Annotated in this window: 11 protein-coding genes and 1 pseudogene; 5 read left to right on the forward strand and 7 right to left on the reverse strand. The window is 74.1% G+C overall.

What is annotated here, in order from left to right:
• Positions 1-12: 12 nt before the first annotated feature.
• A complete protein-coding gene (locus tag SMD20_RS09475) occupies positions 13-1173 on the forward strand; it encodes a hypothetical protein (protein WP_329577798.1) in 1161 nt (386 codons plus the stop codon).
• Here the strand turns inward: SMD20_RS09475 and SMD20_RS09480 are convergent.
• From SMD20_RS09480 to SMD20_RS09495, 4 genes are all read right to left on the reverse strand, one after another.
• A complete protein-coding gene (locus SMD20_RS09480) occupies positions 1106-2356 on the reverse strand; it encodes a hypothetical protein (RefSeq protein WP_329577800.1) in 1251 nt (416 codons plus the stop codon). The two genes, SMD20_RS09475 and SMD20_RS09480, sit on opposite strands and share 68 nt — an antisense overlap.
• Before the next feature lie 177 nt (positions 2357-2533).
• Positions 2534-5431 carry a BTAD domain-containing putative transcriptional regulator gene (locus tag SMD20_RS09485; RefSeq protein ID WP_329577803.1) on the reverse strand — a complete coding sequence of 966 codons (2898 nt, stop codon included), beginning with the start codon at positions 5429-5431 and terminating at the stop codon, positions 2534-2536.
• A gap of 53 nt (positions 5432-5484) precedes the next feature.
• On the reverse strand, positions 5485-6255 hold the full coding sequence (locus tag SMD20_RS09490; RefSeq protein ID WP_329577806.1) for an SDR family NAD(P)-dependent oxidoreductase: 771 nt from the start codon (positions 6253-6255) through the stop codon (positions 5485-5487).
• A gap of 146 nt (positions 6256-6401) precedes the next feature.
• A complete protein-coding gene (locus SMD20_RS09495) occupies positions 6402-6941 on the reverse strand; it encodes a cysteine hydrolase family protein (RefSeq protein ID WP_329577809.1) in 540 nt (179 codons plus the stop codon).
• A gap of 188 nt (positions 6942-7129) precedes the next feature.
• Between SMD20_RS09495 and SMD20_RS09500 the strand changes: the two genes are divergently transcribed.
• Positions 7130-8062, forward strand: coding sequence for a CAP domain-containing protein (locus SMD20_RS09500; protein ID WP_329577811.1), 933 nt, complete (start codon positions 7130-7132; stop codon positions 8060-8062).
• Positions 8063-8174: 112 nt separating this feature from the next.
• Positions 8175-9563 carry an APC family permease gene (locus SMD20_RS09505; RefSeq protein ID WP_329577814.1) on the forward strand — a complete coding sequence of 463 codons (1389 nt, stop codon included), beginning with the start codon at positions 8175-8177 and terminating at the stop codon, positions 9561-9563.
• Positions 9564-9589: 26 nt separating this feature from the next.
• On the opposite strand, the gene SMD20_RS09510 is transcribed toward SMD20_RS09505, so the two are convergent.
• Complete coding sequence (locus tag SMD20_RS09510; protein ID WP_329577817.1) at positions 9590-10843, reverse strand: aminotransferase class I/II-fold pyridoxal phosphate-dependent enzyme; 1254 nt, start codon at positions 10841-10843, stop codon at positions 9590-9592.
• A 96-nt stretch (positions 10844-10939) separates the two neighbouring features.
• Here SMD20_RS09510 and SMD20_RS09515 point away from each other — a divergent pair, with 96 nt between their 5' ends.
• Positions 10940-11857 carry a TIGR03619 family F420-dependent LLM class oxidoreductase gene (locus SMD20_RS09515; protein WP_329577820.1) on the forward strand — a complete coding sequence of 306 codons (918 nt, stop codon included), beginning with the start codon at positions 10940-10942 and terminating at the stop codon, positions 11855-11857.
• Between the two features lie 75 nt (positions 11858-11932).
• Here the strand turns inward: SMD20_RS09515 and SMD20_RS09520 are convergent, their stop codons facing one another.
• Positions 11933-12301, reverse strand: a complete 369-nt coding sequence (locus tag SMD20_RS09520; RefSeq protein ID WP_329577823.1) for a winged helix-turn-helix transcriptional regulator — start codon at positions 12299-12301, stop codon at positions 11933-11935.
• A 770-nt stretch (positions 12302-13071) separates the two neighbouring features.
• Here SMD20_RS09520 and SMD20_RS48335 point away from each other — a divergent pair.
• Positions 13072-13161: pseudogene (locus SMD20_RS48335) on the forward strand (TetR family transcriptional regulator); the annotation flags it as partial.
• 323 nt (positions 13162-13484) lie between these two features.
• On the opposite strand, the gene SMD20_RS09525 reads toward SMD20_RS48335, so the two are convergent.
• Complete coding sequence (locus tag SMD20_RS09525; protein WP_329577825.1) at positions 13485-14396, reverse strand: LysR family transcriptional regulator; 912 nt, start codon at positions 14394-14396, stop codon at positions 13485-13487.
• Positions 14397-14429 lie beyond the last annotated feature (33 nt).

Raw genomic sequence — 14429 nt, forward strand, 5'->3', positions numbered from 1 at the left:
TTCGCTGAACGGATGCCGATCCTGCGCGCCACGCTCGTGGCCGGCCTGCCGGCGCCCGCGGCGGCCGCGCTGCTGACCCTGGCCGGCCGGCCGGAGCCCGCCGGGCCGCTCATCGGCGTGCTCGCGGGCCTGCTGTTACGGGGGTCGCCCGCCGCGGCGGCCCTGGCCACCCTGTGGGGAGGCGCGTGGGCGGTGCTCGCGACCGAGCTGGCCGAGATCGAGACCGCCGACGCGATGGGGAGCTGGCTGGAGTGGCCCGGCTGGCCCGGGTGGGCGGTGGGGGCCGTGCTCGCGTACGCGCTGGCCGCCCGCCACACGCCCGGCGGTGTCCGGGGTGTGCCGGGCGGCGTCCGGACCTCCCGGCCCCCGGTGGCGGCGGTGACGGTCGCCGCGGTGGCGGGCGCGGTGCTGGCGGCGGGGCAGCTCGCCGCCGCGCGGGCGGCCGGGCTGACGCTGTGGACGGACTACCACCCGTACGACGGGCCCGGCTGGTACCGGGACCTCACCTCCGCCCTGTGGTACCCGGCCGCGTCGGTCGTGCTGGCGTCGGTGCTCGCCGGGCGGCTGCGGGGCGGGCGTGAGTCGTGGGCCGCCGTGCCGGTCGCCGCCTGGCTGGGCGCGGCGCTGGCCGGCGGCCCGGTGCAGTACGCGCAGGCCCTCGGCGTGACCGTCGAACCCCCGGGCGTGGCGCTGCTGGCCTCGCTGGCGGGCGGCGGCATCGGGGCCGCCGCCGGAGTCCTCGCGCTGCGGCACCCGGGGGCCGCAGCAGGGCTGGTGGGTTTCGTCGCGCTCCGCACCCTGCAGGCCCTCGACCGCGGCCCGGGAGAGTGGCCGGAGCCCCTCGAAGTGATCGCGGACCCGCTGCTGCTGGTGACGCCGTTCGTGGTGGTGGCGGTGGTCGCGGCCCGCACGGCACGACGGGCCGCGAGGAGGGGGCCCGGCCTCGTCGCGGGGCTGGCCGGCCCCCTCCTCATCTGGTCCGTCTACGCGGCGGTCGGGCCTAGGGCCTACGACCACAGCACGCAGAGCGGCCCGTACGCGCAGGCGCTGCTGACCGCGCTCCTCGCCCCGGCCGTGGCCTTAGCCGCCGCGCAGATCGCCGTGCTCACAGGCCGTAGCGGCTCTTCAGGTGACGCCACCAGTCACGGAACATCCACGCGTCGAAGTCCGTGATCGACGTCGCGCTGCCCGCCTTCATGAGGAAGCAGCACACGCCGGTCGGCGTCCAGTCGTAGAAGTCGTCCAGCCCGAACGAGTGGCCTATCTCGTGCAGCAGGATGTGCATGTTGGCGGCGTTCAGGTTGGACAGGTAGTACTCGCTGCCGACCCGCTGCCCCCAGTCGCCCCCTGCGCCCCCGGAGAACCCGGCGGTCAGCCACAGGGACATGTCGTAGTGGTGGGACGCGCCGCCCGGGCAGTTCGGATAATTGCCGCTCTGGTTGAAGAAACGGCCGCACGGCTCGGAGCACTGGGGCGCGTTCTCGCGGATGTTGTTGACGTAGACGTCCACGCTGGTGTCGCTCCACTGGAGCTGGGCGCGGTCGCGCACGGCCCAGCCGACGACCTTGAGCGGCACATCCGCGTACGGCCAGCCGTTGTGCCCGGCCATGACGTCCATCCACTTCTTGAACTGGCGGGCCAGCGCCGCGTGGATCTGGTCACGCTGGGCGGCGGTCACGTTGGCACTGGAATCCCAGCGGACGCAGTAGTTGATGGAGCCGCGGTTGGCCATGATCTGGTCCCAGCCGTAGTTGCGGAACCCGTACGGGTTGGAGTACGTCGACTCGACGTGCCGCCACACCTCGTCGAGCGGGGTGACGAGGGAGGAGGGCGGGTTCCAGCCGCTGGTGCCGCCGCCGGTGTCCGGCGTGAACGCCCGCACCTCCAGCAGCCCCACCGACGCCTGGCCGCTCTGCAGCACGACCCGCAGCCGCGTGGTGCTGACCTGGGAGAAGGACGCGGTGTTGTAGGTGTCGGCGGCCACCGGGTACGAGGCGGAGATGTCGGCGTAGGCGCTGCCGGTCCAGTACTGGAGCTTCCAGGAGGCCGGGACGCGCACGCCGCCGCCGTCGTCGAAGAAGTAGACGTCGGCCGAGCGCAGGTTCTGCGCCGACGCCCAGGTCAGCTCCGCCCACTGCGTGCCGGTCTGCGGCCAGGTGCCCCAGCGGCGGTTGACGGTGTCGTTCGAGCGTGGCGGGTCGATGCCGTCGTTGATCGCCGCCACGCTCTCCCACGCCGAGGTGTAGGAGGCCGACGGGGTGGCCGAGCGGGCCACGTTGGTGTCCGCCGCGGCCTCCCGCAGCGGGAACAGTAACGTCATGAGCAGCAGAAGGGGCAGGATGGCCAGGCGTCTCATAGGATCGGGTCCCCTTTGGTAGCGCTAACATGCCCTGATACGCGACTCCGTCGTCCCGTGCGAGCTTTGATCGCATGTCACCGGCATGACGTCAACCGGCGCGCGGACGCGGTGCCGGACGACCTGCGGCTTCCCCCTGAAACTTTCAGCTCGTCCGGGGGCCGCCGGGCGCCGCGCTCACCAGGAGGTCAGGACGGCGGCGATCCCGGCGGGCAGGCCGAGCAGGCGCAGCGCGCCGGGGACCGAGGGGCCCATCGCGGCCGCGGCCTCGGCGGCCTGGCGGTAGCGCGTCGCGGCGGCGGCCTGGTCGCCGCGCCCGGCGGCCACCCGGCCGAGGCCGACGAGGATGCGTACCTGGGTGCCTAAGCTTTTGACCCAGTGCGGGTCGTTGCGTTCCAGCGCGCCGGTGTAGAGCCGCTCCGCCTCGGCCAGGTCGCCGTCCAGCAGCGCGAGGTCACCGAAACCGCGCAGCGCCGCGGCCAGACCGGACGAACTGCCGGCACGGCGAGCCAGCGCGGCGGCCGCGCCATAGCCGGCCCGCGCCGCCGCGAAATCCCCCGCGGCATCCCCCGAGATGAGGTAGTCGGCCCGGTTGACCAGGAAGTCGACATGGTCCTCCAGCGCGCCGAGCTGACCCGTCAGCATGAGCGCCCGATCGGTCAGGGCGATCGCCTCCGCGTGGTCGCCGCGCCCACTCGCCACCCCGGCGAGAACGTCCAGCACCAGCGCCAGGCCCCAGCGGTCGCCGGTCGCGCGGAACCCCACGGCGGCCGCGCGGAAAGCGTCCTCCCCCGCCGCGGCGCCGCCCGTCCCCAGCGCGTCGAAACCACTGACATAGTGCGAAAGCGCCCGCGCCCACGGATCGGGGCAGTCCCGCTGCGCCGACACCAGCGTGAACGCGTCCCCCGGATCCTTCTCGCCGGCGTTGCGCATCATCCACAACAGCAGCGCGGCCGGATGGCGGCCCGCCCGGTCACCCGGCCACGCGGCGGCCAGCGCCTCGCCCGCCGCCGCCGCGTGCCGCAGCCACAGCTCCCGCCCAGCGGGGACGGCGGCCGCGTGCAGGACGCAGATCGCGTACTCCTCACCGAGCCCGTCGTCCTGCGGCGGCTCACCGGACAGCAACGCGATCGCGTGCGGCGCCGCCGAGGCGGACACACCCCGGATCCACAGGTACGCCGAGGCCGCCGCCAGCAGCCGCAGCCCGAGCGCCCGCTCCCCCGCCCCGGCCGCCCACCGCAACGCCGCCAGCAGGTTGCCGTGCTCAGCCCCCAGGACCGGCAGCCAGTCGAGCTGCTCGGCGCGGAGCAGGTGCGCGTCGGCCGCCCGCGCCAGCTCCAGCAGCTGCCGGGCGTGGGCGCGCCGGGCCGCCTCGCCCTCGCCCGCCTCCTCCAGCCGTTCGGCCCCGTACGCGCGAATCGTCTCCAGCATGCGCACCCGGCCGTCGCCCGCGACCTCCAGCAGCGACTTGTCGGCCAGCGACTCCAGAACGTCACCGCCGGCCCCGCACACCTCCCGGGCGGCCCGCCTGCTCGCGCCGCCCGCGAAGACGGTGAACCGGCGCGCCGCCCGCCGCTCCTCGGGCGACAGCAACTCCCAGCTCCACGCGACGACCGAACGCAGCGTACGGTGCCGCTCGTCGGCCGTACGGGCGCCCCGCGCCGTCACGCCGAGCACGTCGTCCAGCCGCGCCGCCAGCTCCCGCACGTCCAGGGTGCGCAGCCGCGCGGCCGCCAGCTCGATCGCCAGCGGCAGATCGTCGAGGGCCGCGCAGATCCGCCGGACGAGACCGGGATCAGCGGCGAGACCACGCCCGGCGGCGGCCGCCCGGTCGGCGAACAGGCGGACCGCCGCCGCGCCGTCGAGCGGGCGCACCGGCCACACGTGCTCGCCGATGACCGCGAGCGGCTCCCGGCTGGTCGCCAGCACCCGCAACCGCGGACACGCGGACAGCAGCCGCGCCGCCAGCGCCGCGGCCTCGTCGATCAGATGCTCGCAGTTGTCGAGCACGAGCAGCAGCTCCCGGTCCGACAACGCCGCGACGAGCCGCTCCAGCGGCGCCCACGCCCCGCCCGCGAGCTGGAGCCCGTCGTGGCGCAGGCCCAGCGCGGCCAGCAGCGCCTGGGGCAGCCCGCCGCCGTCGCTCAACGCCGCCAGCTCGGCGAAGCACACCTCACCGTCCGCGCCGGCGGCGACCTCGACCGCCAGCCGGGTCTTGCCGACGCCACCCGGCCCGGTCAGCGTGACCAGCCGCGCCGTCCCCAGCAGAGCGGCGACCCCGGCCACCTCGCGGTCCCTGCCCACGAAGGAGGTGAGCTGCGCGGGCGGCGCGGCGGGCGACGGCGCAGGACCGGCGGCCAGCAGCTCGCGGTGCAGCGCGGCCAGCTCCGGCGAGGGGTCGGCGCCCAGCTCGCCGGCCAGCCGCCGCCGGGTCTCCTCGAACACCACCAGCGCCTCCGCCTGCCCGCCCCCGGCCGACAGGGCCCGCATGAGCAGCGCGGCCGTCCGTTCCCTGAGCGGATGCCGGCGGGCCAGCTCCCGCAGCTCCGGCACCGCCGCGCGGTGCTCACCCAGCCGCAGCTCGCCCTCGATGCGGTCCTCCAGCGCGGCCAGCCGCAGCTCCTCCAGCCGCGCGGCGGCGGCGCGGGCGCTCTCGCCGTCGGGCAGCCCGGCCAGCGCGGGCCCGCGCCACAGCCCCAGCGCCTCGCGCAGCAGCCGCACCGCGGCCCCGGCGTCGCCCTCGCGCAGCGCCGACCGGCCCTCGGCGGCCAGCAGCTCGAAACGGACGGCGTCGACCGCGTCCGCCGGCACCACGATCCGGTAGCCGGCGCCGGTCCGCTCGATGGCCGCCGCCGGCCCGAGGGCCGCGCGCAGCCGCGACACCTGGGACTGCAGCGCGTGCGCCGACGGCTCCACCCCCTGACCGAGCTCCCCCGCCAGCCGTTCGGCCGGCACCACCGCACCGGGACGCAGCAGCAGCAGCGCCAGCAGGGCGCGGCGGGCCGGCCCGCCCAGCGGCGCCTCGGTGCCGTCGTCGCGCCAGGCCCGCGTCTCGCCGAGGATTCCGAACCGCATGCCGGTGATTATCCACCGGCCCCGCGACCGGACGCCGGGACGTGCGGGACGGGTCAGGCGGCGCCGAGCGGGCCGAGCCAGGTGCCGCCCGAGACGTCGATCGTCTGGCCGGTCACCCAGCGGCTGTCCGGCCCGGCCAGGAACGCGACGACGTCGGCGACGTCCTCGGGCTCGCCGAGCCGGCCGAGCGCGGTGATCGCCTCCAGCCCGGCGACGAGCTCGGGCAGGGAGGTGTGCCCGGCCGTCATGTCGGTGCGCACGACGCCGGGCGCGACCGTGTTCACCGTGATGCCGCGCCGGCCCAGCTCGTTGGCCAGCGTCGGGGCCAGCGACTCCAGGGCGGCCTTGCTGACGGTGTAGGCGATCTGCATGGTGACGGCGAAACGGCTGGCCGTGGAGCCCATGTTGACGATCCTGCCGCCGTCGTTCAGCAGCGGCAACGCCCGCTGGATCACGAAGAACGGCGCCACGACGTTGATCGCCAGCACCCGCTCCAGCTCGTCCGGCGAAACCTGCGTCACGGGGGAGATGGACGCGATGCCCGCGTTGTTGACCAGCACGTCCAGGCCGCGGTTGGCGAGCCCGGCGGCCAGGCCGTCGAACAGCCGGTCCAGCGCGCCTTCGGCGCCGAAGCGGGCCTGGACGGCGAAGGCCTGGCCGCCGCCGTCCTCGATGCGCGCCACCGTCTCCTTGGCCGCCTCGGCGTTCGCGCCGTAGTGGACGGCGACCAGCGCCCCCTCGGCGGCGAGCCGCAGCGCGACCGCCCGGCCGATCCCCCGCGACGCGCCCGTCACCAGCGCCGTCTTCCCCGTCAGCATGCCCATCGTCCCGTTCCTCCGTGCACAGCCGGTCCCCTGGTGGCCCCGGTGATGGGTTTGACGATGGCTGAAGCCGCTCACCGGACGCTCACCGCAACCTCACCGGCGGAGCGCCTTTACAATGTAGATTTCTAAATACACGATCTCCGTGCTCAGGCGAAGACGTCGCGGGACGGGGTCAGGCGCGCCGACATGTTGCGTTCCATCATGCGCAGCGCCGCCTCGCCGAGGTCCTCGTGGATGGCGGCCACGCAGTCCGGCGGCACCGTCAGGTCCATGTGGCGCACGTACGCGTCCAGCGCGCTGTAGAGCACGCACTGCTCCGTCACCTGCCCCGTCAGCACGACGGTCCCGGCCTCCAGGTGGGTCAGCAGGTACTCCAGGGACGTGCCGAAGAACGCGCTGTGGCGCACTTTGGGCAGGAAGGCGCACTCCGCCGGCGGCAGGATCGGCTCCACCAGGTCCGGCCGCTCCCCCTCCATCGCTCGCTTCTCCAGTTCGTGCCGGTCCGCGGAGAAGTCGCCGTAGTTGTCGTTGACGTAGATCAGCTCCACGTCGTCGCGCTCACGGGCGCGGGCGACGAGCCGCGCCAGAGGCTCCACGATCGGCGCGACGTGCCGGGTGAGCTTGTCGGCGTCCTCATGGTCGTAGGGATTCAGCATGTCGATGACGACCAGCGCGGATGTACTCATGACCCTCACCTTCTCCGGACGGCCGCGGCTAATCCCGTCCGGCGGGTCCTGCGGGGCGGGTGTTGCCAGGGCGCGCCGGCGGTGCCACAGTGCCAATGATGCGCAGTTGGCATCATCTGGGGGCGAAATGTCCTTTTTGTGGCAGAATGCGGGACTGCGTTGCGTCTCCCGCCACCTGGAGGAACCTCATGCGCAGACCCCTAGGGGTGCTCGCCGCCGTCACCACCGTCGCCACCCTCGCCGCCTGCGGCCCGTCCGCCGACGACACCCCGGACGCGGCGGCCGGAGCGGCGCCGAAGATGACCACGCCGGCGGACACCGCGACGCCGGCCCCGTCCGGGCAGCCGGACAAGAAGCCCCAGGAGGCGGACGACTGCCGGGTCAGCGTGGCCCGCCCGGAGGTCGCCACGCTCACCATCGTGGCCGGCGCGGCCCGCCGCGACTGCGTCCGTCCGGCGCTGCTGCGCATCCGCGTCAAGCGCGCCGTCCCCGGCGCCGACCCGGTCGTCAAGAGCGGCGCCACCAGGGACGGCCGGATCACCCTGCGGCTGCCGTGCAAGCCCGGCACGTACTACACGGTCGCCACCGACTACCGGGGCGGGACCGCCACGTCCAAGGCCGTCCGGCTGACCTGCGCCCCGCCCACCCCGGCACGCGCTCACACCACCGCCCCCACCCCCGCTCCCACGGCCCGGCCGACGCAGGCTCCCACCAAGGCGTCCGCCGCGGCCGTCGGCACGGCGGTGGAGAACGAGGTCGTCCGGCTCACCAACGCCGAACGGGCCAAGGGCGGCTGCGGCCCGCTCACCCATGACCTCAGGCTGCGCCGGGCCGCGTTCGGGCACTCGGCCGACATGGCGAAGAACGACTACTTCGAGCACGACTCGCAGGACGGCCGCGACATGGGCGACCGCATCCGCGCCACCGGCTTCACCGGCTCGGCCTGGGCCGAGAACATCGCCATGGGGCAGCGTACGGCGGCCGAGGTCGTCAAGGGCTGGATGAACAGCGACGGCCACCGGCGCAACATCATGAACTGCGCCTACACCCACATCGGCGTCGGCGCCGCCAAGGACGGGCAGGGCCGGCTCTACTGGACGCAGGACTTCGCCCGACGTTGATCCGGGCCGTGACCGGGCAGTGTCGCTGACCACCGCACACCGGCGCGCACGTGACCTACCGTGATGGTATGTGCACGCACGGCTCCGCAGGACGTACAGCGAAGGACCGGCCATGACCCAGACCACTCCCCCCGGCCCGGCCAGGACCGGCGACGGCCCCCACAGCCTGAAGCGCGTGATGGGACCCGGCCTGTTGCTGCTGTTCATCATCGGCGACATCCTCGGCACGGGCGTCTACGCGCTGATGGGCGAGGTCGCCGGCGAGGTGGGCGGCGCCGCCTGGCTGCCGTTCGTCGTCGCCTTCACGGTCGCGCTGATCACCGCCTGCTCCTACCTGGAGCTCGTCACGAAGTACCCGGAGGCCGCGGGCGCCGCGCTCTACGTGGACAAGGCGTTCCGCAGGCACGCCCTGACCTTCCTGGTGTGCTTCGCCGTCATGTGCTCGGGCATCACCTCCGCCTCGGCCGCGGCGCGGGCCTTCGCCGCCAACCTCGTCGAGGGGTTCGGCCTGGGCGGGGGCAACCTCCTCGTGCTGCTCATCGCGGCAGGCTTCATGCTCCTGGTCATGGCCGTCAACCTGCGCGGCGTCGGCGAGAGCGTCAAGGCCAACGTGGTGCTCACCCTGATCGAGCTGTCGGGGCTGCTGCTGGTCATCGTGCTCAGCATGTTCTTCATCCTCGGCGGGCAGGCGGACTTCTCCCGCGTGGTCGCCTTCGAGACCGCCGCCGACAAGAACGTCTTCCTGGCGATCAGCACCGCGACGTCGCTGGCCTTCTTCGCCATGGTGGGCTTCGAGGACTCGGTCAACATGGCCGAGGAGACCAAGGACCCGGTGCGGACGTTCCCGCGGATGATGTTCACCGGGCTCGGCATCACCGGGCTGATCTACGTCCTGGTGTCGATCTGCGCCGTCGCCGTGGTGCCGGTCGGGCAGCTCGCCGGCAGCGAGACGCCGCTGGTGACCGTGGTGCGGACGGCGACGCCGGACTTCCCGATCGCCGGCCTGATGCCGTTCATCTCCATGTTCGCCGTCGCGAACTCCGCGCTGATCAACATGATGATGGCCAGCCGGCTCCTCTACGGCATGGGCAGGCGGGGCGTGCTGCCGCCCGTCCTGGCCTCGGTGCACCCGGTCAGGCGCACGCCGCAGGCGGCGATCCTGTTCACCACCGTGCTGGCCGTCGGGCTCATCGTCCTCGTCTCCCTGGATCCGGAGAGCCCGGTCGTGGCGCTGCTGGGCGGGACGACGTCGCTGCTGCTGCTCGCCGTGTTCGCCGCCGTCAACGTGGCCGTGCTGGTCCTGCGGCGGGACCGGGTGGAGGTCGCGCACTTCAACGCGGGCCGGGTCCTGCCCGTGCTGGGCACGATCACCTGCCTCTACCTGGTGCTGCCGTGGTCGTCCGGGCGGCCGGCCGGCCAGTACGAGATCGCGGGCGTGCTGCTGGTGCTCGGGGTGGCCCTGTGGCTGGTGACCCGGCTGGCCATCAGGCCCAGGACCTGACGCGCGGGCCGGTGCCGGTCCCCGGGTCAGGGGCCGAGGATCAGCCGGCGCACCGCCTCCTCCCCCTCCCCCAGCACGGCCGCGGCCCGGTCGAGCGAGTCGTCCACGGCGGCGGCGAACGCCCCCGGACCGCCGAGCGCCGCGACCGTGGCGGCGGGCAGGAACTTGACCAGCAGCGCCGCCGTGCCCGGCGGCAGGCCCGCGAAGTGCACGGTGAGCAGGCCGTGGTCGCGCAGCAGCACCATCGCCAGCGCGGCCGTGGCCTCGATCGGCTCCAGCGGCGGCGCACCGGGACCGGCGCGGCGGGCCAGCTCCGCGTTGAGCGCCTCCCCCGGCAGGCGGGTGATGAACGGGGTGTCCTGGACGAGCTCGCCGCCGAGCCGCTCGCGCAGCGCCGCACCGACCAGCCGGGTCGAGGCGATCAGCTCGCGGACGCGTTCGTCGGTGTAGGTCTCCAGGGTGCGTACGACGGCCGGGTACAACACCGGGCGGCACTCGCTGCCCAGCTCGTAGGCCCTGGCCCGGGCGCGGGCCACCAGGTCGGCCCGGCCGCCGAGCAGGCCGACGCGGGGGCCGGCGACGCCGTACTTGTCCAGGCCGGTGGCGCCGAGGTCGGCGCCGAGCCGCAGCGTGCGGGGCTGGCCGAGGGCGGCCGGGCCGACCCGCGCGCCGCCGGCGTCGTCCACCACGACGAGCGCGCCCCGGGCGTGCGCCAGCTCGACCGCGCGATGGATGTCGGCCTCGTCGAGGGCTTCGTAGGTGACGGCGAGCCTGGTCACGGCCACCACCGAGACGTCGGGGTGCGCGTCCAGCGCCCGCTTGTACGCCTCCAGGCCGGTCGTGTCGGCGAGCCGGCCGCCCGCGTCGCGCACCGCCCGGACGACGGCCGGATGGCTGTAGGACGGGGACAGGCCGACCACGGTGGAGCCGGGACGGACCACGACCTGCATGGCCGCGAAGAGGGCGGCGGTCAGGCGGTTGGTGACCACGATGTCGTGCTCGCCGGGGGTGCCGCCCAGGTGGGCGAGCCCGAGCTCGCGCAGCCGGTCGCCGTACAGGGCGCCGGTCCACTCGTCGTCCATGAGCCAGGGGTCCACGTCCGGCATCGGCAGGCCGCGTTCGAGGCCGGTGACGTTGTGGAGCGGCGCGCCGGCCGCCCGCCGGTGCTGGATGTGCCGCCAGGCCTCGGCCTGTTTACGCAGGTGGGCCTCGGTGTCGGTGAGGATCGTGCCGGACGCGTACGGCAGCCCGTCGGAGGGGCGTACGGCTTGAGCGGTCATGATCCCAGAAGATCAGACGGGCCGCCGAGGGGACAACACGGACAGGCCACTCGTTTTTTATGAGTGAGCTATCAAGAACGTAGTAGTGTGCTGGGCATGGAACTCGGTATCGCCTTGCCCACCTCCGGGCCCCTGGCCGGCCCCGCCGCCATCGCCCGCGTCGCCCAGGAAGCCGAGCAACTCGGCTACGACTCGGTGTGGACCTACGAACGACTGCTGCGGCCGACCGCGCCCGTCGCCATCGGCGGCGGCGACCCGCAGCCGGTGCCCGAGATCTACCGGGTCGCCTACGAGCCGCTGGAGACGCTGAGCTACGTGGCCGCGCTCACCGACCGCGTCAAGCTCGGCACCAGCATCATCGACGCCCTGCTGCACCCGGCCGTCGTCCTCGCCAAGCGCCTGGCCACCCTCGACCAGCTCAGCGGCGGCCGGGCGGTGGCCGGGCTCGGCCAGGGCTGGATGCCGCAGGAGTTCGCCGCCACCGAGACGCCGATGAGCCGGATCGGGCGCGGCATGGACGAGGTCGTCGCCGCCATGCGCGCCTGCTGGGGGCCGGACCCGGTCGCGTACGAGGGCGACTTCACCCACATCGCCGAATCCGAGATCAACCCGAAGCCGGTGCAGCCGCGGCTGCCGGTCCTGCTCGGCGCCATGACGCCGGGCGGCATCCGGCGGGCCGCGCGCATCGCCGACGGCCTCAACCCGGTGGTGATCACCCGCGACACGCTGATCGACATGACCAAGGCGTTCCGGGCGGCCGTCGAGGAGCAGGGCCGCGACCCGGGCTCGGTGACCGTGGTGGCGCGGGCCAACGTGCCGCTCACGGCCGAGCCGCTGGGCGACGAGCGGCCGTTCCTGGGCGGCTCGCCGCGCCAGATCGCCGACGACCTCGCGGGGCTGGAGGGCACCGGAGTGGACCACGTGCTGTTCGCCACGGCGGGCAACGAGGCGGAGGCCGGGCTCGACGAGACCCTCTCCCTCTATTCCGACCTCATCCGCCTGGCCCGCCGGTAGGCGGAGGGGCGCAGTCGCCGCCGGCGGCGAACGGGGGCCGCCGCCGGCGGGCGGACGGGCGTCCGCGCCGGCCCGTCAGCGGCAGAGCTCGCCGAGGCTGTTGCGGGCGGCCCATTCACGCAGCTCATGGAAGGCCTGCCGGAGGTCCTCGCCGACCGGGGTGAGCCGGTAGAGGACGGCCGTGCTCGGCCCGTCGGCGAGCTGCCGCTCCACCAGGCTCACCGCCATCAGCTCCCGGAGGCGGTCGGAGAGGATGCCGTCGGTGATGCCGGGGATCATCTTGGCGAGCTCGCTGAACCGCGCGGGCCGCTGCATCAGGGCGACGATGATCATGCCGTTCCAGCGCTTGCCGAGCACCTTGAACACGTCCACGAACTGCACGTCGCACCCGCTGACCTGCGCGTGCTGATCCGCGGTCACGACTGGGGAAGGACGCTCGGTCATGGCCGCCAGCCTACCCGCCCCGCCGCTCCGGCCCGCCGCTCCGATCCGCCGGGCGGCCTTTACCGGCCGAAGGACCCGCTCGGCCGGCCGCATGCAGGAGCACGCTGACCCGGCAGATCGGCGAACTCGTCGGCGCACTGCCCGCCGCCTCTGACCCGGCCCGGCCGACGCCCGCCGAGGGGAACACCCGCTCCGCCCCGGGACCTGCTCTCCTCGGTGCTGTCGATCCTGGCGATCGTTCCGCTGGTGTACGCGATCAAGCACGGGGTCGGCACCGGCCTGGACGCGACCGTCTCGGCCGCCGCCGGCGCTCGGTCTGGTCGCCGGCTGGGTGTTCCTGCGCCGCCGGCGACGGCCGGCCTTCCCGCTGCTGGACGTCTCGCTGTTCAAAGTCCCGGCCTCCGCCGCCGGGCTCGTCGGCCTGGGCCTGTTCGCGGCCGCCCCGTCGTACTGGGGGCTGGGCGTCTTCCTGGTCGTGCTCGGCCTCGGCGTGGGGCTGTCCATGACGTTGTCCACCGACTCCGTGGTCACCTCGGTCCCCACGGAACGGGCCGGCGCCGCGTCCTCGATCTCCGAGACCGGCTACGAGCTCGGCGGCGCGCTGGGCATCGCGGTCCTGGGCTCGATCCAGGTCGCCACGTACCACGCCAATCTGACCGTACCCGCCGGCCTGCCCGCGGCCGTGCGGCAGTCACTGGCCGCCACCACGGCGACCGTCACCGACACCGCCGCCCTGGCCGCCGCCCGCGACGCCTTCCTTCACCGAACGCGGCGCCCAGGTGAGCCTGGTCGACATCGCCGGCGCCGCAGGCGTCACCAAGGGCGGGCTCATGTACCACTTCCCCACCCGGGACGCCCTGATCCACGCGGTCTACCAGCACATCATCGCGCGCATGTGGGAGGAGGTCCGGGCGCACATCGACCTGTCGGAGAACCGGCCGGGCAAGTTCACCCGCGGCTACGTGCGCGCCCTCACCGGCGACAGCCAGTACCTGCTCGGCGTCTTCTCCCCCACCGGCTTCATCGCAGCCCTGGGATCGGCGATCCAGGACGAGGAGTTCAACCAGCGCGATGCCCAGGCATGGAATTTCGTAAGGCTGCCGCCGTCCTGGCCGACCTGGCCACGAAGCTCTGCAAGGCCGCACGGACGAGAAGACCGGTCAGGCGGTGACGGATCAGGCGCTCACCCTGCGCACGGCTGTGCGGAGGCGTCCCCCAGCGCGAAGAGCTCGGTCAGCACGCCCCGCAGCGCCGGACGGCCGTCGTCACGCCGCCACGCCGCGCGCAGGTCGACGTCGTGCGGCGCGTCGTCGAGCGCCACGAACACCACGTGCGGATCGGTCACGTTCCGTGCCACCGAGGCCAAGGTCAGGTGACAGCCCACCTCGGCGCTGACCAGCGCCAGCGCGGTCTGGGTGTCGGGTGCGACCTGGGCGATGTCGGCGACGAAACCGGCGGCGTGAGCGAGCCGCCGCAACCGGTCGGGCAGCACGGCTCCGTCGTGCGGCGGCAGCGAGACGAAGGTCTCCTCGGCCAGCTGCCCGGTCTCCAGCCGGCCGGCGCCGGCGAGCCGATGGGTGGCGGGGAGCGCGACGACCAGCGAGTCCGGCATCACCACCCGCGCGGCGACATCAGCGGGAATCACGTCCCATCGGCCGAAGGCGAGGTCGGTCTCACCCCGGACGAGCCTGCGCATCGCCGGCTGCGCGAAGTTCTGGCTGGACAACTCCAGCTCGATGCCGGGCCGCCGGGAGCGCACCGCCCGGGCCAGGCGCGCCACGAGCGGGTGCGTCGACACACCCGCGAACGCGATCCGGACCAGCCCGACCTCGCCGTCGTCCGCGGAACGTACCGCCTCTTCCGCACGACGGAGGCCGGCCAGGACGTCCTTGGCCGGGCCCACGAGCGCCTGCCCGCCGGCGGTGAGCCTGACCGACCGGGTGTTGCGGTCGAACAGCCGCGTGCCCAGCTCCCGCTCCAGCTGCTTGATCGTACGGCTGAGCGGCGGCTGAGCGACGTGCAGCCGTTCGGCGGCGCGCCCGAAATGCAGCTCCTCGGCCACGGCCAGGAAACACCGCAGCTGCTGCAGCTCCACCGCCGGCTCCTTCCCCCGCGCGATTATTGCCCT

The organism is Nonomuraea sp. LP-02 (assembly GCF_036289125.1).
In the GTDB taxonomy this organism is placed as follows: Bacteria; Actinomycetota; Actinomycetes; order Streptosporangiales; family Streptosporangiaceae; genus Nonomuraea; species Nonomuraea bangladeshensis.